We start from the raw sequence: 23,826 nt of genomic DNA on the forward strand, positions 1-23,826 counted from the left end.
ATAAAAAAACACGGCCCGTTATGGGCCGTGTTTTAAATCCTGGTCGCAATCCGAAAACTTAGTCTTTCTTCGGCGTCAGAACCTGACGGCCCTTGTACATACCGGTCTTCAGGTCGACGTGGTGCGGACGGCGCAGCTCGCCCGTATCCTTGTCTTCGGTGTAAGGATTTGCGCCGAGTGCATGGTGCGAACGACGCATGTTGCGCCGTGAAGGCGATACTTTCCGCTTAGGTACGGCCATTTCCGTCTCTCTTCTTTAAAGTTGTGCTACCGCTTCGTTGCCTTGAGCATCTAACGATATCGCCGAAAGCTTTATGTCCAGCCCTCAAGCGCGAATAGGGGAAGGCATCTCTTATGACATGCCAGAAGGCGGGCTTATGCCTTAAGACGGACGGATGATCAAGGTCATTTTCACGAATATGGTGAAAATATCAGGCTTTGATCCTTCAAGCAGCATCAGGGTCTTTATAGATCACTTATATATAGCCGGTAGACTACCACAAACAGGCCATAATCCATTCAGTTACCATTCAGGTTCAGTGCGGCAATCTGTTTCCATACTGACACATTAGGTCAACGCACGGTGAAGAGTATGGAAACGCAAACACATTCAAAAAACCCATTAATACGCCACCTTCCCAAGGCTGCGATCGCTTTAGGGCTTGGGCTGGCCATGGCACTGCCGTCTGTAGCCTCAGCCTATGACGGATACTGTTACGCCCGCCAAAGAGAGGCCCAGACCAACGGCACTGTCATAGGTGCCATTGCCGGGGCCGCCCTGGGAAGCAATATCGCAGGCCGCGGCGACCGTACCGAAGGTGCTATTGCCGGTGCGGTTCTGGGCGGCGTTGTAGGCAACAGTGCGGGTCGCAACAGTGTCGATTGCTATGAGGGCCGCTATTACTCATACGATGATAGTGGCTATTACGATCCCCCACCCCCGCCGCGCGGCTATGTCGCTGTCTACTATAATGACCGCCCGCGCTATGGTTATCGCAACGTCTACCGCGAACGCTATTACGGCCACTACGGGCCACCACCCCGCGCCTACTATCGTGATCGTGACCGGCATGATCGACAAGATCATCACGATCGTGGCCACCGTGGACATCGCGACCGTTAATAATAAAAAAGCCGCCCTGTTTTTGCAGGGCGGCTTTAATTTTAGCATTAGTCCGATGTTAGCCTTGGGCGGACGACGTATCGACCTTTACGCCCGGGCCCATGGTCGAAGACAGCGAAATCTTGCGAACATAGAGGCCCTTGGCACCCGACGGACGGGCCTTAACCAGAGCGTCAACCAGAGCGCGGACGTTCAACTCAAGCGCTTCGGTGGTGAAAGACACCTTGCCGACGCCAGCATGAACGATACCGGTCTTTTCAACGCGGAACTCAACGGCACCGGACTTAGCGTCCTTAACAGCCTGAGCGACGTTTGGCGTAACGGTGCCCACCTTCGGGTTCGGCATCAGGCCGCGCGGGCCCAGAACCTTACCCAGACGACCGACCAGAGCCATCATGTCCGGAGACGCGATAACGCGGTCAAAGTCCATGAAGCCGCCCTGGATCTTTTCGACCAGGTCTTCGGCACCAACGACTTCAGCGCCGGCGGCCAAAGCCTCTTCAGCCTTCTTGTCCTTGGCGAACACGGCGACGCGAACGTCTTTGCCGGTGCCGGACGGCAGTTGAACGACGCCGCGGACCTGCTGGTCAGCGTGGCGAGGGTCAACGCCCAGATTGATGGCGATTTCAACGGATTCGTCAAACTTGGCCTTGGCGTTGGTCTTCACAACATTCAGGGCGTCGGTGACAGTGTGCAGCTTTACGGAATCAACATCCCAAGCCTTGATGCGCTTTGCAATTTTGGTCATCAGAATTCCCCTTAATCGACGATCTTCAGACCCATCGAACGGGCTGAGCCCTCGATGATCTTAGCGGCGGAAGCGATGTCGTGAGCTGACAGATCCTTCATCTTCTTTTCAGCGATTTCACGAAGCTGAGCTTGCGTGATCTGGCCAGCACTGTCACGACCGGGCTTGGTCGAACCGGACTTAAGGCCCAGAGCTTGCTTGATGAAGAAGGTCGCAGGCGGTGTCTTGGTCACAAACGTGAACGACTTGTCCTGATAAACCGTAATGATGGTCGGCAGCGGAGTGCCTTTTTCCACGTTTTCAGTACGCGCGTTGAATTCCTTACAGAAACCCATGATGTTAACGCCGCGTTGACCCAGTGCCGGACCGATGGGGGGCGAAGGTGTGGCCGAGCCAGCCTTCACCTGGAGCTTGATGTAGCCCAGGATTTTCTTAGCCATTGGATATCTCCTGTAATCCCGATATATTGGGATATTGTGAGCCGTGGTATGGATGGCCTTAGCTATCGGCCTCCCACGGATTTAACCTCGCATGACGCGAAGAGCGGTCGCTATAGCCGGTTTCCCAAGCCAGCGCAACCGCTTCAAACAAAAAAGCCAGACTTTGCAACGGAAAACCTCTGCAAAACCTGGCTTTGAACTTAATAATCCGGATTACTGATTAAGCTGTCTTCTCAACCTGTGAGAACTCCAAATCGACCGGCGTGGCGCGACCGAAGATAGACACCGAAACCTTGAGACGGGCATGATCCTGATCGACGCTCTCAACCACACCGTCGAAGCTGGCGAACGGACCGTCGATGACCTTGATCTTTTCGCCGATATCGAACGACAGAACCACCTTGGGCTTTTCAGCCGCAACATCAGCCGTGCCGATAATGCGCTGAACTTCTTTTTCAGTGACCGGGATGGGCTTCTGGCCGGAGCCTAAGAATCCCGTGACCTTCGGCGTATTTTTGACGAGGTGATAAGCCTCATCGGTCATTTCCATCTTCACCAACACATAGCCGGGGAAGAACTTGCGTTCGCTGTTGAACTTACGACCACGGCGGATTTCGACCACATCTTCGGTCGGCACCAGAATCTCAGAGAACTTGTCTTCAAGCCCCTGCGACTTAGCCTGATCGCGCAGAGATTCAGCTACCTTTTTCTCGAAGTTTGAATAGGCGTGAACGATGTACCACTTATGGCGCGGATTCGGAGCAAGGGCAGCGTCGAGTGTGTCATTTGCCATGTGCGATGGTCCTTATCTACCGATGTTCGTCAGCCAACTGACGCTGAAGCCCAAAATACCGTCAACCACAAAGAAAAATGCCGCAGCGACAACCACCATGATCAGAACCATAACGGTCGTGATCCAGGTTTCCTTGCGCGACGTCCAGGTGATCTTACGGGCTTCCTGACGGACTTCCTGAATGAATTTGGCCGGGCTTGTCTTTTTCTTAGGTGTAACCGGTGCCGAAGACGCGCTCGTCCCCGCCCCTTGCGCAGACATCTGAGGCTTGGCCACATCCACAGCCCCGGCCTTAGCCGACGATACCGTGGGGGTCTTCGAGGTAGGTTTCTTCGCCATAAGAATCGACGTTCCGACTTCTAAACAACAAAACGGAGGCCCAAAATAATCGTTTTTGAGCCTCAGAAAAAAAGTGGCAGGGGCAGAGGGACTCGAACCCACGACTTCCGGTTTTGGAGACCGGCGCTCTACCAGCTGAGCTATACCCCTATGTTGGTGACATATCATGCACAAAGTAGACGTCTGCAAGATATGCCGTGCACTCAGAATCTCAGTTATTATGACAACTTTCGACCCTTAAGAGCCGTGCGGTGTATCAGCGCTTAACGCCTAGGGCAAGGGGATTTGCAGCTTTCAACTTGATTTTATTGTGGTCAATCATCAGTTAGCCCAGCTTTAGTTACCAAGGCTTATGTTGCCCGACCCCATCACAGACCGCTGTATATTGCCGGTGACCTTTTTGAGGTAAACATTTCCGGAACCGACAATACTGATATCGACATCTTTTACGGTGCCGCCGTAGTGAAGCTTACCCGAACCGGCAATATTGAGTTCCAGCTTGGGGGATGCGCCATCTATGATCTTAACATCACCCGATCCGGCAATAGCCACCTCGCCCGGCCCGTTAAGCCGCAAAACCGTTATGTCGCCGTTGCCGCCGATAGCGGCTTCAAGCGTAGAAATATTTCCGGTGCGCACCGTGCCTGAGCCACCAATGGCGATACTGGCTGAGCGGGCGTTTCCGATCGTGACATCACCGGAACCACCGATGCTTATGTCAACCGTCTCAGCGACATGGCCTGCATGCCAGGTGCCACAGCCGGAAACCGATAGCTCAAGCCGTTGCGCCGCTCCCATTTCACCGTAAACACCGCCATTTGAACTGATGACTACATCGGCAGGCATTTTAACATAGATGACCGGCAAGTCCTTGACCGGCACCGTCGCCCCGCCCATGCCGCCAAACGTGATATCTCCGTCTTTGCCATTGACGCATCGTATCGTCTTGGCCTTAAGACCACCATCCGCGATCAAAGAATCTCCGGACGTTCTGACCATAATCTTGGGGACACTGGACGAACCATAGGCGACTTTGAGATCAATATCGCTGCGCCCGGACTCGGGTACGATGACAACTCTGGCCGCCATATTACGCAATTCAAGTTCGGTCGCCATCAGGGCGTTAGCAGGTGCCGCTGCGGCCGCTATTACAAGTCCTGAAATCAGACTTGCCGTAGTATAAGCGACCATATGGGTTTGGGTCATTTACGCTTTCCAGACAACATTTTGAGCACAGCCAAAGAGACCGCAGGTCAATTGTGTGACCAGCGGTCGCCAAAAACAACTTAATTACTTGTCATGAAGGGATTGTCACGGTTTCAGCTTGCGATCAAAGAAGTCCAGATAAAGCCTGTAGCGAAACAGATTTTTAGCGTTGCCCCGGACTCCGTGACGCTCTCCGGGGTAAAGCATAAGCTCAAAGGGCATGGATTTTTGCTGCAGGGCTTCGATCACGCGGGTCGAATTCGCCAGAATAACATTATCATCGGCCATTCCGTGCATCAGCAGCAGGCTGTTGGGTTTCAGACTATCAAGGCGATTTACGACATCATATTTCGCGTAGTTTTCCGCATTTGCCTGAGGCGTCGACATGTAGCGCTCAGTGTAGGCCGTATCGTAAAGCCCCCATTCTGTCGGCGGGGCACCCGCAGCCCCCGCGGCAAAGGGTGTATCTTTAGCGGTCAGGGCCATCAGGGTGACAAATCCACCCTGCGACCAGCCCATTATGCCAATGCGTTCGCCGTCCACGTAAGGCAAGGTTTTCAACCAGTTAGCGCCCATGATCTGATCGTCGATATCAGGCCCGCCGAATTGCTTATAGATCGCCCGCTCAAACGCCACGGATCGATTGGGCGTGCCACGATTATCCAGTGAAAAGACAATATAGCCCGCCTCTTGGAACAGACAATCCGCCGGATTAACCCACGTCTTTTGCACCATAGCCTTAGCCGGACCGCCGTATATGGAGACAATCACCGGATACCTTTTAGACGGATCGAAGCCCTTAGGTTTCAGCATGGACCAGTGCAGGTCCTGGCCATCAGAAGCCTTTAGTGTGCCAAATTCAGGTGCGGAATACTCATCTTTAAACGCGAAGTACGGATGATTTTTATCTAACGCGTTTTCCTCGATCCAACGGATAAGCTTGCCCCGCGCATCATAAAGGCCCGTTTGTGAGGGTGTTTTCGGGTCAGAATAGGTGCCTATAAATACCTTGCCGCCATCGGATACAGATGTAGCCCACCAGCCACCCGCTGAGGTCACCGCGACCGGAACGGTTGGGGTTTTATAACTGACTTTATACAGGCGGTTTTCGATCGGTGTATCTTTTGACGCTTCAAACCATAGGTCTCCTGTCGCCTCGTTGACCGAAGCAATATGATCGACCGGCCAATCGCCTTTGGTAACCTGATGGATCAGCTTGCCATCAGCCCCGTAAAGATAGATGTGGTTGTTGCCATCGGCCTCGGAGGCCCACAAAAAGCGACCGTCTTTCAAGGGCTTGAAATCGTTATTGAGATCAATCCAGCTATCCGATGTTTCCGACAACAGCACAGACGCGGCACCGGTCAACGGATCGACCTTCAGCAGATCCAGACGTTGCTGAGTACGGCTCAAGCGCTGCACATAAAGGGTCTTGCCGTCCGCCGACCAGTTAACCCGCGCCAGATAGATATCATTATTGCCCCCCAGATCGACCTTGACCGCTTCACCGTTCAGGGGTTTGACGTAGAGCTCAACGACTGCGTTCTTAGTGCCCGCCTTGGGGTAGCGCTGTTCAATCAGTTTGAACGCCGATCCGCCAATTTCGATGCGCGGGACAATATCGACCTGGCTTTCATCCACCTTGGCATAGGCGATGCGTGTGCTGTCCGGCGACCACCAATAGCCGGTGTACCGCCCCAGTTCCTCCTGCGCGATAAATTCCGCCACACCATAGCTTAGAGCGCCCTCACCTTTGGGCGTTATAGTCGTCTCGGTTCCAGATGCCAAATCTTTCACATAAAGCGTATTGTCGCGCACATAAGACAGGTGCTTGCCCGATGGGCTAAGCTTGGCATCAACTTCATCGTCGGGCGTATCGGTGACTTGGGTGATTTTGCGACTGGCCCGATCGACGCGGTAAATATCACCATCCAGCGGCACCAGAATGGACTTCGATGATCCATCCCAATCATAAGCCACCACACCATGCGCCGATACGCGCATACGCTCACGGCGGGCCTTTTCCGCTTCGGACAACACCTTGCTTGCAGAGGACAATTGATCAGCGTCGACCAGCACGTAAGGCGCCCCGCCCCTCACTTGCACCGCCCATAAATCCTGAACCTGCGCGTTACTGGCCTTGGGTTTGAGCCATGTCAGTATTTCACCGTCAGGGGATAGCTTAGCGCCAACGGCCTTTGGCCCGGACAAGGCCGGATCGGAAAACACCCGTTCGGGTGTCAGGATTTCCGCCTGCGCACTTACAGCCAAACACAATATCCACGCCGACACGCCAAACCGAAATACTGACATTTACAACCTCAAAACCTATCTCGTCAGGACGCTAACGGGTGCCCATAACGAACGTCAAGGTTATAGAGCTTCACAAATCAAAAAGTAACGTCAGAAACAAGCATATGTGCCCCTGAGCAGCAATTCAGGCAGCATGACCGAAATTGCCATACTCACCGACAAACGGCTGCGCTTAATGGCTCTGCGCACAATCTGCCAGCCCCCATGCAATTGTCCGCTAAGTTTCAACTCGCAGGCGCGGACTATACGCAGCCGCCGCATCAATTGCGCGCGTAGCCCATTCATACGGCTCAGCGGTTGATCACGGGAAGGCGTCCCTGACACATACCCCTCCCAACATGGCTCAGAATGGGTGGTTAGCGGCGATTTATAGGCTTCATCGCCGCAGCCGAAATCCACGCGTTTCACATGGCCTGATACCGCTTTCATAATGTCCAGCGTCATCAAAATACCGACACCGTAACGCGCAAAGGCCGGGTCATAGCCCGGAAACCAAAGGTGAAGATCGCTGCCACTTTTTAAGGCAACCTCAACCGCGATGATGCGTTCGCCTTGCCTGTAAACACCGGCCATCAGTCCGAAGTCATCACTGTTTTGTTTTGCCAGCGCCTGCAACATATCTGCGGTCCAACCGCAGGCGAATACATCATGCAGCCCGCTTTGGTGATACTGACTTCGCTTGCAAGCAACAATCCATTTTAGAGTTTCCGATGTGACAGACTCCCAACTGAAGACAATATCAGGATAGTCCTTATTCAGATTACGTCGGCAGCGTTCGGTGTTGCGGAAAACCTTTTTGTGCTGTTCGTAATTGGCGCTTAAATAGGTTTCAAAACCGGCGGATAAATCGGCGTACAGACGATTTTGTGACTGCTGGTTTTCACGTGGAGCAGAGCGGTCAATCAATCCATGAAACTCAAAGCGCCGCGCTTTCAAAAGGCTAACAATATCGCTCAGACCAATATTTTCGACAGTGATTACGGCCTGAAAATCCGTCAGTGGGGCACCGAATGCCTGAATTATGCGGCCACGTTTTTGAAAGAGAAAGAAACCGAGCAGCCGATCACCGGCATACAATCTGGCGATGAAGGTCTGGGGAACAGCCTTGGCGATAGCCTGAAAATATCGAACATTAAAATAAGGCCCCCACAGTTCAGGCCTTTGTTTCAAGCATTGCGTCCACAATGCCAGGTCATCTGCGTTTAGCTGATCCGCGGTTATGACTTCGATATGAGTTAATTTCATGCGACCGAACCCCACCCCATTGACCAGTTTTTTTGCCGCGCTTTTGTCAATACAACCACATAAACACTATGCCGTAAAATAAAGGCTTCGAAATGATCCGAAGCCTTTATCATTTTAATGGGCAGGTGGTTTGTGACTAAAATGCTCAACATCCTTGGGCGTGATATCCATGAAGTCGGGCACGATCCGGTTGTATTCAGCGACCTTATTCAGATCGACAACGATATCCCGGTGGCCTTCCCACATCATGCTGAGCGACACATAGAGGATAACGAACAGGCCGAAAAAGCCGATCCAGCGGTGTTTGTGCAGGATCTTAGCAATAAAGTGCGACGCTACCCCCATAAGGGCAATGGCAAGAATTAGGCCGAACACCATGATCGACGGATGCTCATGAGCCGCCCCCGCAACGGCCAGCACGTTATCGAGCGACATCGAAAGGTCGGCGATCAAAATCTGAATCACGGCAGTTTTGAAGCTTTTGGGCTTGGCTGTAGGAACGGTAGCGCCGCCCATAGTGCCATCAGCATTGATATCAGCGCCGGTGGCATCTTCCAAGGCCGCTTCAGCGCGGGCTTCGTCGTGGGTGTGGGATTCGCGCAGTTCGCGCCACATTTTCCAGGTAACCCATAACAGCAAAAGCCCACCGGCAAACAACAGGCCAATGATCAGCAGCAGTTTCGCGGTGACCAGCACAAAGCCGATTCGCATCACGACGGCAGCGATCAGGCCGTATAGTATAGCTTTACGACGTTGGGTGGCGGCAAGACCAGCCGCCGCCAGACCTACGGCAACAGCATTGTCACCGGCCATAACCAGATCAATGAAAACAACCTGAAGCAGGGCAGAGGCTTGCGAGGCAAGCTCAGGATTGGACAGAAAATCCATAAGGCACTCATTTTATATTTTAATGGCTTCGCCCGTTCCTAATCGGTAATGACGGGCCTTGTCCAGCGATCAGTTGCGGGCGCAGGCTTCATAGAGTGCGATAGAGGCGGCGTGGCTGACGTTCAGGCTCTCAAACCCGCCCGGCATGGGGATTTTGGCCAGATGATCGCAGTGTTCGGCCACCAGACGACGCAGGCCATCGCCTTCGGAACCTAGCACCAGCAAGACTTTACGCGGTGGGGGCAGGGTGTTCAGGACGCCTTGCAAGGTGTCGTCGGTGTTTCCGGCAAGGCCGATACTGATCCAGCCTTCATCCCGTAAACTTTCCAGTGCGCGCGACAGATTAGTGACCTTGGCGAAAGGCACCATATCCATGGCACCGGCGGCGGTTTTGGCCAGCACGCCCTGCATGACCGGAGAATGGCGATCCTGCATGATCAGGCCCTGAACACCGAATGCCGCCGATGAGCGGAAGATGGCGCCGACATTCTGAGGGTCGGTGACCTGATCAAGCATCAGCAGTACCCCATGATCCTGCATCAAGGCTTCGAGGTCGTCACCTTCCGGAGGCGGAGCATTGAGGGCGATTCCCTGATGCACCGCGCCCTGCGGCAGGATGCGCATAAAATCGGCCATCGGCGTGGGGCGAAAGTTGAGATCACTGCGTCTGATCAGGGCCTGGGGCAGGGCTTTGGCACGGTCTTCGGTCGCAAATAGCTGAAAAGGCCCTTTGCGAGCTGAATTTTTTAAGGCCGCTTCGACCGCATGAACACCCCAGATCCAGCCATCTTCGGACACCTTATGACGTTGAATTTGTGGCATTTTAGGCTTTGCCTCACTGCGTTCGCGACCGGCACCGTCAGGCTTTACGGGCACACTTTTTGCTGAAAAGTGCGATTTTTGGCCCTGACGGGATTTGTGACCGTTGCGTTCGCGATTAATGGACACTATAAGACGCGCTCCGATTTGAGGCCTGACAGGCTTTTTGGCTAATTACGATGTTGTCTTTACATATGTGTAGAGAGGACATCCACAGAAACCATAAAGTTTTTTTGTTTTTGGGCTTGTCCTTTTTTCAAAGGTCGAGTTTAAAGCAGCAGGTTTTCAAGCCTTGAAAATCAGACGTGCGCATGGGGGAATGTCCCGAGCGGCAAAGGGGGGGGACTGTAAATCCCCTGCGTAAGCTTCGCAGGTTCGAGTCCTGCTTCCCCCACCATCGCACGACCTGTCTGCCGCGACAGGTCTTAAAGGCTTGAAAAACTGTAGTCCCCCGATCGAACTTACGAAAGTGTTTTGCTGAATAGCAGAATGCTCTCGTGCGCGGGTATAGCACAATGGTAGTGCAGCAGCCTTCCAAGCTGAGGATGTCGGTTCGATCCCGTCTACCCGCTCCAAATTCATTTCAAAACCTTAGCCCGACTGGGCAATACGGAGCCTGACCTATGGCCAAGGAAAAATTCAACCGTACTAAGCCGCACTGCAACATTGGCACGATTGGTCACGTTGACCACGGCAAGACGACGCTGACGGCAGCGATCACGATGACGCTGGCCAAGTCCGGCGGCGCGGTCGCCAAGGCATATGCCGACATCGACGCTGCCCCTGAAGAAAAAGCACGCGGCATCACCATCAACACCGCCCACGTCGAATATGAGACGGCTAACCGTCACTATGCGCACGTCGACTGCCCAGGCCACGCCGACTATGTGAAGAACATGATCACCGGTGCCGCTCAGATGGACGGCGCTATTCTGGTGGTTTCGGCCGCTGACGGCCCGATGCCGCAAACGCGCGAGCACATCCTGCTGGCCCGTCAGGTCGGCGTGCCGGCTCTGGTCGTGTTCATGAACAAGGTTGACCTTGTTGACGACGAAGAACTGCTTGAGCTGGTTGAAATGGAAGTTCGTGAACTTCTGTCGTCCTACCAGTTCCCCGGCGACGATATCCCCATCACCAAGGGCTCGGCTAAGGCCGCCACTGACGGCGTGAACCCGGAAATCGGTGAAAACCAGATCCTGGCTCTGATGCAAACGGTTGACGACTACATCCCGCAGCCTGAGCGTCCGATCGACCTGCCGTTCCTGATGCCGGTTGAAGACGTGTTCTCGATCTCTGGCCGTGGTACGGTTGTGACCGGCCGCGTCGAGCGTGGTATCGTTAAGGTCGGTGAAGAAGTCGAAATCGTCGGCATCCGTCCGGTCCAAAAGACGACCTGCACGGGCGTTGAAATGTTCCGCAAGCTGCTTGACCAAGGTCAGGCCGGTGACAACGTCGGCGTTCTGCTGCGTGGTACCAAGCGTGAAGACGTTGAGCGCGGTCAGGTTCTGTGTAAGCCAGGCTCCATCACCCCGCACACCAAGTTCATCGCCGAAGCCTACATCCTGAACAAGGAAGAAGGCGGTCGTCACACGCCGTTCTTCACCAACTACCGTCCGCAGTTCTACTTCCGTACGACGGACGTGACCGGTATCGTAAAGCTGAAAGAAGGCGTGGAAATGATCATGCCGGGCGACAATGCTGAGCTGGACGTCGAGTTGATCACCCCGATCGCCATGGAAGAGAAGCTGCGCTTCGCTATCCGTGAAGGCGGCCGTACCGTCGGCGCCGGCGTCGTCTCCAAGATCATCGCCTAAGCAGGGACTTGTCCCTGCACCCCTAACTAGGCGCGGCGGACAAACTTGTAGCTAAATCAAACCCCTTCGGTGCAAACCGAAGGGGCTTACTTCATGAGCTTCGTCATAACCCGCGTAGCGCCTTGCCTCACTTGCAAAAGGCTGTCGCCCGTATCGGTTAGCATGGTTGGCCGGAAACGAGACCGCATATAATCAGGGTCAATAACGTCCCATGACCGGAACAAAACTGATGACAACAAGCTAGCCGGACAAGCCCATGTCATGCCAGCGCTTTACGGCCAGACAAAAATATCTCCAGCTTACGGGAATAAGCAAAAGCCACACCCGCCCCTGTGAATTATATTTGCACCATTATAGGCACAAAACAGGGTTATGGTAAACGGACTCTAATAGGTTACCAACTGAGGCCAAGCCTAATCGAATGTGGCGGCAACAGCTTCATGATTAGCTCCTTTGGGGGAATTACCATATTTATTTCGCCCCTTAGTGCCATCAAGACAACCCAGTTCCACAAACGACCATATCCACCCTATGATGGGGATAAGGTTGATAAAAATCCATACCCAGGATTTGTCGCGATCATGCCAGCGTTTTATTTGTATGCACAGGCTCGGCCATATCATGGCAATTGACAATATAGCCTCGGTGACATCCAAAATTGGACTGGTCGTATCACTCGCCAAGGTATCCAAGGTTCCGGTAGCCACCGCAACGCAGAAATATATGGCCAGATACGCCACGGTTAACGCGATAGAATATAGCCAATAAGTCCGCCGACGGATTCTGCCTTCGGTGCTGAACAATATTTTTGCAGGTTTCATTTTACCCCCCTAACTTATTTCAGGCTAAGTGATTTGCGTAATCGCAGCAACCTTTAACTACGCAAACCTACCCTTCATTCCCGCCAAAACGCGCAGCCCATTCGGCTACCTGTTCGTCCTCAATTTTTTTGAACAGAACCTCACCGGATTTTACCGACGCGCCAAAAGGCAGTTTCGACAATTCCGATTTGGAATCGGTTGACGGCCAGCCCAGCGGCAAGGTCACACTGACACTATCGGCGATCGATTGCGCCGCAAAGGGTATCAAGGGCTGGGCCAGCACCGCATACAGCCGCACCAGATTGAGACCATGACGGACAATGACCGCGGCCCGATCCGCATCGGTTTTAAAAGCCGTCCAGGGTGCGGCTTCCTGCAGGTACTCATTGCCCAGAACCCAAATACGACGCACCGTCTGCGCGGCTTTGCGCATTTCCATGGCGTCGAACGCTTCGGTCGCTTCGATTAAAAGCGCTGCCAGATCAGCATAAAGCTTCTCTTCCAGCGGCCCCGCCTCGCCACCTTCTGGCACCGTGCCGCCAAATTTCGACTCCGTGAATTTGACAATGCGGTTGACGAAATTGCCCAGAACATCCGCCAGATCTTTGTTGATCGTGCTTTGGAAATGATCCCAGGTGAACGATGAATCCGAGCCTTCAGGCGAATTGGCGATCAGATACCAGCGCCAATAATCGGCCGGTAAAATCTCAAGCGCCTGATCCATGAACACGCCGCGGTTCATTGAGGTTGAGAATTTACCGCCATACCAGTTCAGCCAGTTGAAGGCCTTTAGGGTATCGACCATTTTCCACGGCTGCCCCGATCCAATGACCGTGGCCGGGAAACTTACGGTATGGAAGGCGACGTTGTCCTTACCCATGAACTGGATGTAGCTGACATCATCCGCGCCCTGATCCAGCCGCCACCAGTTTTGCCAGCCATCCGGCTCATTGCGCGCATTAAAATATTCCTGAGTGGCGCCAATATATTCAATCGGCGCATCAAACCAGACGTAGAAGACCTTGTTTTCAAAGCCCTCTCTGGGTTCGCCATTTTTGGCAACCGGCACCCCCCATTTCAGGTCGCGTGTAATCCCCCGGTCGATCAATCCTTCTTCAAGATGCTTATTGGCGATCGACTTAGCTAATTGCGGCCAAGCGGACTTAGAGTCGATCCAGGCCCGCAGTTGCGGCTCGACCTTGGTTTGCAGCAGATAAAGATGTTTGGTGTCGCGCACCTCCAAATTACGCGAACCCGACACTGCCGAATAAGGATCAATCAAATCGGTCGGATCAAGCAGCCGCCCACAGTTATCGCATTGATCGCCCCGCGCCTTCTCAAATTTACAGTGTGGGCAAGTCCCTTCGACATAGCGATCCGGCAAAAAACGCCCGTCATCGATGGAGTAAACCATCTTGTCGGTGCGTTCTTCAATCAGGCCGTTGTCATCCAGCGCATCGCAAAACATCTGCGTAAGCGCCCGGTTTTCTGGCGAAGATGACCGGCCGAACCAGTCATAGGACAGGCCAAACGCTTCACCGGCATATTTCTGGATCAGGTGCTGCTCGTCGCAGTAGGTTTTGACATCCTGCCCCGCCTTGGCCGCCGCCAATTCGGCGGGCGTCCCATGCTCATCGGTCGCACAAATATAAAGCACCTCATGACCTTGCGCGCGCTTAAACCGTGCATACACATCCGCCGGCAACATCGAACCGGCCAGATTGCCGAGGTGCTTGATACCATTGATGTAAGGCAGGGCTGAGGTAATAAGAATGCGGGACATGGCGTAGATGAGGTTCCTAAAGACAGACGCCCCTCATAACGCATTTCCCATCACAAAACATAGCCATGATACGGTTTTGAACAAAAAAGTCGGATATTTTCGACGGAAAGCCGTTGCCTTTATGGATGTGAATAGGCATAAGGCGACTTCCCGTCTGATTTTCAGACGGCTTGCTTGTGTGCCGGTTTAGCTCAGCTGGTAGAGCAGCGGTTTTGTAAACCGAAGGTCGCGGGTTCGATTCCTGCAACCGGCACCAGAAGCTAACCTAGTCGCCGACGGCATGTTCCGGACTAGCCCTGACATACGACATTTAGGCCTTCACTGGAACTACACCACCTAATGTCTGAGGTGTACACAAACTCTCTATACGTATGGCTCGCTCGTCAATCAGGCGGTGCCTTAAGCCGGAGAGGAAACAGCGGTATGCACGTTACACGGCTAGCAAAAGAGCTGTTGTTTGACAAGCTTGGGGAAAACTGCTCAGAACTTTTAAGAAAATTCAGCCAAGGGATTGCAAGTCGCAAAGGCTTGCGCTATTTCCAGCCCCTCTTCGGGCAACATACGAAGACCAACCGGTTTGCAACAAAATCGTAGCCGTGTTGGGGAATGGTGTAATGGTAACACAGCGGTTTTTGGTACCGTCGTTCTAGGTTCGAGTCCTAGTTCCCCAGCCAATTTTATTTTCCAGCATTATTTTTACCAATTCAGTTTTCCCCATGGCTGATTTGTCATTTTTATTGTTCATCTTCAGGCAACAGACATCTGGCTTCCACTGAGTCGATATTCTCACGCTAAGGCGCATCTCCGCATACCCGCTGAGCATGCCGGGGATGCCCGTTTTATCTGCCCCCTTTTCCGCCAAAGTCGCCTGTGCTATGGGGCAGCATGTCCTATGTTATCGTCGCTTTTTATCATTTTTTCGATTTTCCAAAGTTTGAGGCCATGCAAACTCCCTTGCTGGAGCGGCTGCAAACGCTTGGCATCAAAGGGTCATTGTTGATCACGCGCGAAGGCGTGAACTCCACCCTGTCCGGCACGCGCGAGTCGATCGACAGCTTTCTGAACTACCTCCAAAACGACCTGATTGGTGCAAAGATCACCTACAAAGAATCGTACGCTGAGTTTCAGCCCTTTGGCAAAGCGCGGGTACGCCTGAAAAAAGAGACGATCTCCTTGGGGGAGCCGGTATCGATGAAACGGTTCGGGCAATATGTCGAACCCAAGGACTGGAACAATCTCATTCGCGGCAATGACGTTGTCATCTTAGATACCCGGAATGATTATGAGGTCAATCTGGGAACCTTCAAAGGTGCCGTCGATCCGTCCATCCCTACATTCAAATACCTTCCCCAATGGGTGCGCGACAACGCCGATAGTCTTAAAGGCAAGAAAATCGCAACCTTCTGTACCGGCGGCATCCGTTGCGAGAAGTTCACCTCATGGATGATCGATAACGGTTTTGATGATGTCTACCATCTCAAAGGCGGCATATTGCAGTATTTTGAGGATGTTCCGGCTGAGGAGACCCTATGGGACGGCGAATGTTTTGTGTTTGATGAACGCATTGCCGTCGATCACAATCTGCAACCATCGCAATCGGCGGCACTTTGCCTTTACTGCGATCATGCCCTGACAGCCGAAGATCAGGCGCATCCTCATTATGTCAAAGGCGTCTCCTGCCCCCACTGTCACGGTGACCCGGCCTATCAGTACGACCGCCCATCCACTAACACCAGACGCGGCCGCACCAAGTTCTGATTTTTCACGGATTCAATTATTACGCTGTCTTCATTTGACCTGTTATCATAACCGTCTATGTTTGGCTGGATTTGCGCGTGTGGGGCGGGCATGAATATGAGCAGGACAACGATCTTCGCATGAAACAGTTTTTGATTACGGTCGCCGCCGTTGTAACCGCCTTTGTGCTGTTCTTTATCGGCCTGCCGTTCCTGCTTTTGGTCACTCTGGCGGCATCAACCAAGCCGCAGACACCTTCGGAAGTTGCGCTGAGCATCGACCTGCGTGAAGGCCTGACCGATCAATCCCTGGATGACCCGCTGGCCTTTATAACCGGCGAAGGCTTATCGACCCTTGAGATCGTCACCACGCTGCATAATGCCGCCAGCGATCCCAAGGTAAAGTCCCTGCTCATTCGTCTGCCCGAAGGCGGCATGTCACCGGCGGCGGCTGAGGAAATTCGCAACGCCCTCAGAGAATTCCGCGCGGCCAACAAAACCGTCATTGCCCATTCTCAGGGCCTCTACCCCGATACACTGGTCGCCGCTTCCTACATGGTCGGCAGCGCGGCCTCGGAATTGTGGATGCAGCCTAATGCCTCGCTTCAGGTAACGGGGATTGCGTCTGAGAGCATGTTCTTCAAGCGTGCTTTCGAGAAATACGGCATCACGCCGCAGTTCGAGCAGCGCTATGAATTCAAGAATGCTGTTAACCCTTACCTCTACAGCGATTATACCCCAGCGCACCGCGAAGCGACCCTGTCGTGGATGGGCAGCATCTATAACTCGGTGCTTACCAACATTGCCAGCGACCGTAAGATTGAGGTTGGCAAACTTAAAGGCCTGCTGGAAAGCGGCGTTTATAGCGCCAATGCGGCTCAGGAAGCCGGACTGATCGATAAGCAGGGACAGGTTCATGATGCCGAAGAGGCCGTGCTCAAAAAAGGTAGCAGCCAGATCGAACTGGTCGATATTCGCGATTACGCCAAAACCATGCCGCGCGCTTCCGGCAAATCTACCATCGCCGTGATCGGTGGCGAAGGCGCTATCATGACCGGTACGAATGGCTCCAGCTTCAACAGCGACCCGATGATGATGTCTGATGATGTGGCAAATGCATTCTTCGACGCCATTAATGACAAGGACGTCAAGGCCATTGTGTTCCGCGTATCATCCCCTGGCGGGTCAGATACCGCATCTGAGCAAATTCTGTCGGCGCTGCAGGCCGCCAAGAAGGCCAATAAGCCTGTTGTCGTGTCGATGGGCGAGTATGCCGCCTCTGGCGGGTACTGGGTTTCGTCAGATGCCTCAGCCATTATTGCCAACCCCACCACCCTTACCGGCTCGATCGGCGTATATGGCGGTAAATTTGCCATCGGAGACGGTCTGGGCCGTTTCGGGATTGACCTGAAAAGCGTCCATGTCGGCAGCGACCTCAGCCAGATGTATAATGCCGGTACGGAGTTCAGCCCTGAGCAGCGCGCCAGCTTCTCAAAGCAGATTGATGAGACTTATAATGAATTCGTCGTGCGCGTCTCAAAAGGCCGCAAACTGCCCGAAGACAAGGTGCGTGAAATCGCGAAGGGTCACGTCTGGACGGGCGAGCAGGCTAAGAAGCTGGGGCTGGTCGACGATTTAGGCGGGTTTTACGTCGCACTGGCCAAGGCAAAATCCTTGGCGAAAATTCCGTCGGATGAGCATGTTAAACTGATCAAATACCCCAACAATCGCTCCCCCTTCTCGATGTTCAACAAGAGCGTAGAGAGTGCCAATAGCGGACTTAAGGCTTTATCGTTGATCAATTGGGCGATGAGCGATCCTCAGGCCAAGGCGGCCTTACAAGAAATGTCTCAGGCCCGCCTGCGTGCCCAAGGCGCTAATGTTCTGGCTAATGAGCCCCTGCAGTCCAGCGGCAGATAAACTCAGAGCATTTTTAAGCATACTAATGGTTGAAGCTAATATTCTACTGCCAGGATTCGACTTTACCCAGGCGCTGCTCACCTTTGAGGCCCGATGGCAACTGATTGATCGGACGCCCGTAGAGATAACCCTGGCCGTATTCGATGCCTAAATCGATAGCGAACTGCTCATCATCTTTACTCTCAATCATTTCAGCGATAAGGGATGTGCCAAGGTCTCGGCACAGTACCACGATGGACTGAACGATTGCACGCTGACGTCGGTCTTTGGTGGCACGCTTCAAAAAGGGGCCGTCCACTTTGACAAAATCGACACCAAAATTGCAGAGATAATTGTACGCTGTGGCCCCCGCTCCAAAATCATCAAGGCATACGCGAATACCTTTATCCCGAAGTTTTTGAATGAATTTAGCCACGGGTTCGATGTCTTCAACCATTGCGGATTCAGTCAGTTCAATCATGAGTAGATGTGCGTAAGCATTCTCGGCCTTAATTTCATCAAATAAGCGGTTACGAAACGCTTCGCTCTCAAGAGAACGTCCTGACAAGTTCACAGCGACGGTCTCAGCCGGATGCTCCCGCAGTTCACCGAGCACGCGTGAAGAGATTGCCATGTCGAGATCTTGTATCAAGCCAACCTGCTCGGAAAACGCGATGGTTCCAAACGGATCTGACCCATCCTGCAATCGCACCAAAGCCTCATGATGATGTATGGATCGGGAACGAATATCGACAATAGGCTGGTAGTTAAGCGAAAACTGATTGAGCGCTATAGCCAGCTTAATTTTTGAAAATTGGGATACGGTGCGTTCAACAACCAAATCCAGACACGCAGAGAGTGACGTTAGTCCACAACGCTCACCCTTGCCAAAAATGCTGATGGCATAGGCTAGCGCTTTAGCGGCTTCTGTCGAATTGATATTGGTTAAATCCAACTTAATCGAGTCTGATGTCGCATTAATCTTTGGATTGGCGATTCCGGCGGCGCGTAACAAATCACCGACATGAGAACCTACAGACGAAAGCTCCGGTGCCGACGTCATGGCCGACGCTATAATACCAAACTTATCGTCATCCAGTTGAGTGGCAATGCCGCCTTCAGTGGATTGAGCTCGCATATAGGCGCCAATTTCAGCCATAACGAGTTTAGACTTGGCGCTGGGCAGCCGCTCCAGATTAGACGGCAGTCCCTCAAGTCTTATCATTCTGAGTTCACTCAGCATTTGCGACCCGGAGCCCGCGTCAAAAGGGCTCGCCATGCCGGCGGCAATTTGCTGAAACGCGCCCCGGTCCAGCAGACCGGTGGCCAGGTCTCTCTTTGGGATATCTTTGACAATATGAGGGGGAAGCACGGTAAAGGTCATATGGATATTGTCGGTCGCCGGCAGTGACATTATACCCAAATTGACAAATACGGCCTCACCGTTGCGAGGTGTTAAGCTCACAATGCATGGATCAATACGCCCTGCGGCCCTGGCGTTCTTGATCAAATGGCCGATATAAATCGCCTCGGCACCTTCAAACAGGCTCAGGACATCCCGCCCGGCCAGATCACCCGCACAACCGCCAAGCAGTGCATTGGTCGCACCGACGACCTGCGTAATTTTATTCTGGACATCACTGGAAATAAGTACATCCGCCGCAGCCAAGGCAAACGCAAGATAGCTGTCGCGCTGTTGTTTTAGATCTTGACCGCGCATGTTTCACTCCCGAAATCTTATAGCCATATTTGGGGGCAATTCGTTAAAATATAGTCATATAAAGCGAATGGAATTTGGATTCCTGCCAAATTATGAACGTTGTCTTTACAATGGTAAATGCACTTCAATGAACGACCGCCTAGGAACTTAGCCACCCTACTCGAACGCCTGAAGTCCGACGCGCAGGCGCAACCCCAACACCAGCGCATCCTCGGTATCCGGGTCGCCAGACGGGTTTTGGATATATTGAATATCCGGCTGCACGCTTAGGCCGTCGCGAATGGCATAACGGTAGCTCAGTTCCCAAGCCGTTTCGGGCTTTAGGGCAACACCAAGCGCCGTCGCGTAAGGCGTACCAAAATCCGCCCTGGCGATAGCCAGACCTACGGCATCGGATTCGCGCCCCGCCACAGGCCCTGTCCAGACCACGCCGCCCCCGATATAGGTGTCAATCGCCTGAATATCCTTGTTGGCCTGACCCCAGCGCAGCCATCCTGATATGCCGCGATCGCTCTCAGGATCAGGGCGGTAAAAATCATATTTTGCCTGCGCATATTGACCGCGGTTAGCGCGTGACAGGCCAGAGCCATCCAAGCGCTCCGCCTCGGCCGTGTAGCCCCAGGCCCCTACCTTGACATAGCCACGGCTGAAATTTTGCTCTGCTTCCACGACCCAATGGGCGCCGTCTTCATCACCCAGCCTGATGCCCACAAAGCTGCTCTGGTGTGCGGGATCGCCAGCAACGCCGTCGAACAGCCCCCCGCGTAACCGTAAGGAATCCGTCGCCTGCCAGTCGCCGACGACACCCAGCGCCGCAAACGGAAAAATCGACGGACCGGTCTGGGAATAGTCCGGCCCTATACCGTGAGATGCATGCAGGAACAGCGCTCCAGCCTCTTGAACGTCAAAAATTCCGTTCAAATTAATCAAGCCCCCGGTCACAGACCAGCGGTCGCTTTCGGCTGTCCGGCGCAACCAGGCCTCAAACAGGCGCACGCCTTTCGGAGCATCTATGTTTGATATAACCTGAGCGTCCCCGCTGTAACGTTCTGAGAAGCCGCCGCCGGCGTCGGCCAGGACATAGGCAAATCCATCCCAATGTCCCTGACCTTGCCATGCCGCGGATAAATCAAGATTGCTCATCACGCGCGAGCCCTCACGCAGGCCGCCTGAGTGATTGCGCAGCAGGTCCGTTGTGAGCACCGCATCGTATTCGATCTCAGCGCGGGCCGTGCCGCCGGCCCCTGACGCTAAAGCTGCCAGCAACCATGTTAATCGAAAGGCTGAAACCATAGACATAGATCGTCCCTGTGATATTGGGGGTCAATGCCCCGAATATCAATGTTACGCTAAAAGCCCTAGATTACGGTTTACAAACAGGGTTAACCGGAGATGACTAAGTGCGGCGCAAAGTTTGCTTTGGTAACGCCTGTATGTGTAAGGAATCCCAAGATGAAACCTTTATTGTGTCTATTAGCCGTGTCTTTGCCGCTAATGCTTGTGTCCCCGGCTTCGGCCAGCCCGAGCGCCTGTCGTACTGAAGCCGCAAACAGCCTGAAACAAACCGCCGCGTGGCGGCATGGCTCAATTCGAGAAAAGCAGGCATTGATGCGGAGCTCACGGATGCAGACGCGGCTTCGGTCTTGCAAAAGCGCTTAGGATTAAGAGGCTCGATTCAGTCGGCTTAGGAACTCTGCCACGCGGCCACTCAAGTCGTCGGCCTGGTGCGATACGGATTGAGAAGAGCCCAGAAGGTGCGCCGAAGCTTCTTCGCTGTGAGACGTGACTGATGACACCTTTTCAAGATTTTCGCTGATCATCCGGGTGCCGTCAGCGGCGAAAGCCATGTTTCGAGCAATGTCCTGGGTCGTCACCGTCTGCTCTTCAACCGCCGCGGCCACTGAGGTGGTCGCATTGGTGATCGCATCAACGGCGGTACGAATATCCCCAAGTACGCTGATGATGTCGCGGGTTGCATCCCGCATGTCATCGATCACCACATTGATCTCACCAATAGATCGATTGGTCTGGCTGGCGAGATTCTTAACTTCCCCTGCGACTACGGCAAAGCCGCGCCCGGCTTCACCCGCCCGCGCTGACTCAATAGTCGCATTCAACGCAAGGAGGTTTATCTGGCTTGAAATATCAGCGATAACCGTCGTCACTTCGGTAACCCGGTCTGATGCGCCAGATAGTTTTTGGGCCACCTGATCGGCGTCGAGCACTTTCTGAAACGACTCCGATACCAACTTGTTGGCCGTTTGCACCTGATCGGAGATTTCGCGGATTGAAGCGGCCATTTCCTCAGCCGCCGCCGCAACAGTCTGGACGCTGGAGGTGGTTTGACTTGCGGCCGAAGAGGCTGAAACGGCCAGATCCGCACTTTTTTTCAATTCGCCAGATACGGTTTCAGCCATTTCAGACATATTGACCGCGGAGGCCGCCAAACCGGCGACCACGTCCTGAACCTTAACTTCAAATTCCTGACTGAGTTGCGCCTGATCAGTCACTATATCCCACAACAGCATGGCCCCGGCATAATTGCCCTTATGATCAAGCACTGCCGAAATACGCAGGTCGATGCTTTCCTCGCCCAGATGAATACGTGCCCGATGCGGAAGGTTGGCAGCATCCGACAGCAGGCGTCGCTGGTGCTCTGGATTCTTGTGGAAAATATCGATTGAGCGACCGACCAGAGTGCCGTCATAAAACGGAAGATGCGCTTTCATGCGATCCAGCAGGCTTTGGGTTGCCGCGTTAACATAGGTAATGCTGAAATCATTATGCACATCCACAGCCATTACCGGGGTCGGCATAGCCTGAACCATATTGTTGACGAGAAAGGCTTGCCTGGCCGTGTTTCTGAGCGTTTCGGTCGCACGGGCCAATGCCCCGATTTCGTCCCGGCGAGCGACGAAGGGCACATTAACATCAGTGTCGCCGTCGGCGATGCGGGCAATACCCTGTGATAACCCGGCTAAGGGGCGCAGGATGTCCCGCCACAGAAGCACACTTGTGGCGACCACGCTGGCCACGGCCAGTCCCGACAGAAGCATAACCAGTAGTCCAATGCGGCCTTCGTCCTCGCCGGCCCGCGCCTCAGTAGCCTTCATCCAGACTTCGATCTCATTAGACAGAGACTCATTGCTATCTTCCATCGCTGAAAACTGCTGCTCAAAAAGCGAGGTGTCGGTCGCCGCACCGCTTTCTGTTGAGGCTTGCGCCACCGATGAGATAATGGCGTCACCTGCCGCGCGGTAATCGTTCAAGCTCTGTAGGGCCGTGTCAAAACGTACTTTAAGATCGTCCGGCAGGGCTTCAGCCTGATTCTGTTTTAAATTGTCTCCAAACTTGGCGGCATGGGCCTGAAAGTCTTCTCGTGCCTGAGACAACCCAGCAACGTCACCGCGGTTATGAGCGACCAAGGCCGCCAGCACATCTGCCCGCATGGCGTCGTGCATCATGTCGCCTTCCATATGGCGCTGGGTTATCCGGGAAATAGTGGAGGCCTGCTGCATGTGAGTGCTGGATAACTGCCCCGCGGCCCAATTAGCGAAGGCCATACCCGCGACCAAGAGGGCACTGATAACCCCGAGAATGATGAATTTTCCACGAAGCTGCATCAGCTAGCCCCTCCCAGTTATGCCTTATATGTCAATCTTGAGAGGCGAGATTCGCTACCCAAAAGCCGTTGGCATCGATGAGAGGTTTTTAGAACAATATGCTTAACTCACAATTAATATAACAGCGTTCGGTGTGCCAAAGGTAAGCCTACGTAGAGCAATATATGCATAACCAATTGAATTAATTTGCATATTCCACATCACTTACACACGCCGAATAAAGTCTCACCTAACGACGTGTCATAACTTCTTTTTGCCATGACGTCTTATCAAGGTAACGCATCGCAGGCGCGGCCCCCATCAAAAAAACGATCACAAATATTTCAGTCAGTCACTCAGTCATTTCTTGTTGTTCAAAGGCATTGACCAGAACCATGACCAGATCTTCAACACGCCATAGCCGCTGCCGACCGCAGTGAGAGCTTTTTGGACACGTTCAAATACATGCGCCGGATATCGCATACGGCAAATTGAGACGCTCCATATAAGTATGCAATGAAGAACCCTTTACTCTGC

Annotated in this window: 19 protein-coding genes and 5 tRNA genes; 8 read left to right on the forward strand and 16 right to left on the reverse strand. The window is 53.4% G+C overall.

The features are described 5' to 3' along the window. Positions 1-58: 58 nt before the first annotated feature. Positions 59-241, reverse strand: coding sequence for a 50S ribosomal protein L32 (gene rpmF / locus OVA03_RS03190; protein ID WP_189487082.1), 183 nt, complete (start codon positions 239-241; stop codon positions 59-61). Positions 242-673: 432 nt separating this feature from the next. Here rpmF and OVA03_RS03195 point away from each other — a divergent pair, with 432 nt between their 5' ends. Next, a complete protein-coding gene (locus tag OVA03_RS03195; RefSeq protein WP_267526748.1) occupies positions 674-1,123 on the forward strand; it encodes a glycine zipper 2TM domain-containing protein in 450 nt (149 codons plus the stop codon). A 58-nt stretch (positions 1,124-1,181) separates the two neighbouring features. Here the strand turns inward: OVA03_RS03195 and rplA are convergent, their stop codons facing one another. From rplA to rlmB, 10 genes are all read right to left on the reverse strand, one after another. Then, the gene (rplA, locus tag OVA03_RS03200; protein ID WP_189487078.1) at positions 1,182-1,871 is read right to left on the reverse strand and encodes a 50S ribosomal protein L1; all 690 of its coding nucleotides are present in this window, start codon (positions 1,869-1,871) and stop codon (positions 1,182-1,184) included. Between the two features lie 11 nt (positions 1,872-1,882). Further along, positions 1,883-2,311, reverse strand: a complete 429-nt coding sequence (gene rplK / locus OVA03_RS03205; RefSeq protein WP_189487076.1) for a 50S ribosomal protein L11 — start codon at positions 2,309-2,311, stop codon at positions 1,883-1,885. A gap of 220 nt (positions 2,312-2,531) precedes the next feature. Continuing rightward, complete coding sequence (gene nusG, locus OVA03_RS03210; RefSeq protein ID WP_189487074.1) at positions 2,532-3,104, reverse strand: transcription termination/antitermination protein NusG; 573 nt, start codon at positions 3,102-3,104, stop codon at positions 2,532-2,534. Between the two features lie 12 nt (positions 3,105-3,116). After that, a complete protein-coding gene (secE, locus tag OVA03_RS03215) occupies positions 3,117-3,443 on the reverse strand; it encodes a preprotein translocase subunit SecE (RefSeq protein ID WP_267526749.1) in 327 nt (108 codons plus the stop codon). A gap of 74 nt (positions 3,444-3,517) precedes the next feature. After that, a tRNA-Trp gene (locus tag OVA03_RS03220) sits at positions 3,518-3,593 on the reverse strand. A 186-nt stretch (positions 3,594-3,779) separates the two neighbouring features. Next, complete coding sequence (locus OVA03_RS03225) at positions 3,780-4,649, reverse strand: GIN domain-containing protein (RefSeq protein ID WP_267526750.1); 870 nt, start codon at positions 4,647-4,649, stop codon at positions 3,780-3,782. A 105-nt stretch (positions 4,650-4,754) separates the two neighbouring features. Then, complete coding sequence (locus tag OVA03_RS03230) at positions 4,755-6,962, reverse strand: S9 family peptidase (protein WP_267526751.1); 2,208 nt, start codon at positions 6,960-6,962, stop codon at positions 4,755-4,757. Between the two features lie 90 nt (positions 6,963-7,052). Next, positions 7,053-8,207: a GNAT family N-acetyltransferase gene (locus OVA03_RS03235; RefSeq protein WP_267526752.1), complete on the reverse strand. Its 1,155-nt coding sequence runs from the start codon at positions 8,205-8,207 to the stop codon at positions 7,053-7,055. Between the two features lie 114 nt (positions 8,208-8,321). After that, positions 8,322-9,095: a YjbE family putative metal transport protein gene (locus OVA03_RS03240; protein ID WP_267526753.1), complete on the reverse strand. Its 774-nt coding sequence runs from the start codon at positions 9,093-9,095 to the stop codon at positions 8,322-8,324. 69 nt (positions 9,096-9,164) lie between these two features. Then, complete coding sequence (gene rlmB, locus OVA03_RS03245) at positions 9,165-10,043, reverse strand: 23S rRNA (guanosine(2251)-2'-O)-methyltransferase RlmB (RefSeq protein ID WP_420710466.1); 879 nt, start codon at positions 10,041-10,043, stop codon at positions 9,165-9,167. 184 nt (positions 10,044-10,227) lie between these two features. Here rlmB and OVA03_RS03250 point away from each other — a divergent pair. The 3 genes from OVA03_RS03250 to tuf all read left to right on the forward strand — a co-directional run bounded on the left by OVA03_RS03250 (position 10,228) and on the right by tuf (position 11,728). Continuing rightward, positions 10,228-10,311 (forward strand) — tRNA-Tyr (locus OVA03_RS03250). A gap of 104 nt (positions 10,312-10,415) precedes the next feature. After that, positions 10,416-10,489, forward strand: a tRNA-Gly gene (locus tag OVA03_RS03255). A 48-nt stretch (positions 10,490-10,537) separates the two neighbouring features. Continuing rightward, the gene (gene tuf, locus OVA03_RS03260; RefSeq protein WP_267526755.1) at positions 10,538-11,728 is read left to right on the forward strand and encodes an elongation factor Tu; all 1,191 of its coding nucleotides are present in this window, start codon (positions 10,538-10,540) and stop codon (positions 11,726-11,728) included. A 413-nt stretch (positions 11,729-12,141) separates the two neighbouring features. Here tuf and OVA03_RS03265 read toward each other — a convergent pair whose 3' ends face one another. Next, positions 12,142-12,549, reverse strand: a complete 408-nt coding sequence (locus OVA03_RS03265) for a DUF805 domain-containing protein (protein ID WP_267526756.1) — start codon at positions 12,547-12,549, stop codon at positions 12,142-12,144. Positions 12,550-12,616: 67 nt separating this feature from the next. Next, a complete protein-coding gene (metG, locus tag OVA03_RS03270; RefSeq protein WP_267526757.1) occupies positions 12,617-14,332 on the reverse strand; it encodes a methionine--tRNA ligase in 1,716 nt (571 codons plus the stop codon). A gap of 180 nt (positions 14,333-14,512) precedes the next feature. Between metG and OVA03_RS03275 the strand changes: the two genes are divergently transcribed. The 4 genes from OVA03_RS03275 (at position 14,513) to sppA (ending at position 17,988) form a co-directional block, all read left to right on the forward strand. Next, a tRNA-Thr gene (locus tag OVA03_RS03275) sits at positions 14,513-14,588 on the forward strand. A 344-nt stretch (positions 14,589-14,932) separates the two neighbouring features. Continuing rightward, positions 14,933-15,006: transfer RNA gene (locus OVA03_RS03280), tRNA-Gln, on the forward strand. A gap of 211 nt (positions 15,007-15,217) precedes the next feature. Beyond that, on the forward strand, positions 15,218-16,090 hold the full coding sequence (locus tag OVA03_RS03285; RefSeq protein WP_267526758.1) for a rhodanese-related sulfurtransferase: 873 nt from the start codon (positions 15,218-15,220) through the stop codon (positions 16,088-16,090). 119 nt (positions 16,091-16,209) lie between these two features. Continuing rightward, positions 16,210-17,988 carry a signal peptide peptidase SppA gene (gene sppA, locus OVA03_RS03290; RefSeq protein WP_267526759.1) on the forward strand — a complete coding sequence of 593 codons (1,779 nt, stop codon included), beginning with the start codon at positions 16,210-16,212 and terminating at the stop codon, positions 17,986-17,988. Positions 17,989-18,031: 43 nt separating this feature from the next. Here sppA and OVA03_RS03295 read toward each other — a convergent pair whose 3' ends face one another. From OVA03_RS03295 to OVA03_RS03305, 3 genes are all read right to left on the reverse strand, one after another. After that, positions 18,032-19,687, reverse strand: coding sequence for an EAL domain-containing protein (locus OVA03_RS03295; RefSeq protein ID WP_267526760.1), 1,656 nt, complete (start codon positions 19,685-19,687; stop codon positions 18,032-18,034). Positions 19,688-19,843: 156 nt separating this feature from the next. Next, positions 19,844-20,986 (reverse strand): carbohydrate porin, encoded by a 1,143-nt coding sequence (locus OVA03_RS03300; protein ID WP_267526761.1) that lies wholly within the window; start codon positions 20,984-20,986, stop codon positions 19,844-19,846. Between the two features lie 362 nt (positions 20,987-21,348). Beyond that, a complete protein-coding gene (locus OVA03_RS03305) occupies positions 21,349-23,250 on the reverse strand; it encodes a methyl-accepting chemotaxis protein (protein WP_267526762.1) in 1,902 nt (633 codons plus the stop codon). Positions 23,251-23,826: the final 576 nt, after the last annotated feature.

Origin of the sequence: Asticcacaulis sp. SL142 (assembly GCF_026625745.1) — a bacterium.
GTDB lineage: Bacteria > Pseudomonadota > Alphaproteobacteria > Caulobacterales > Caulobacteraceae > Asticcacaulis.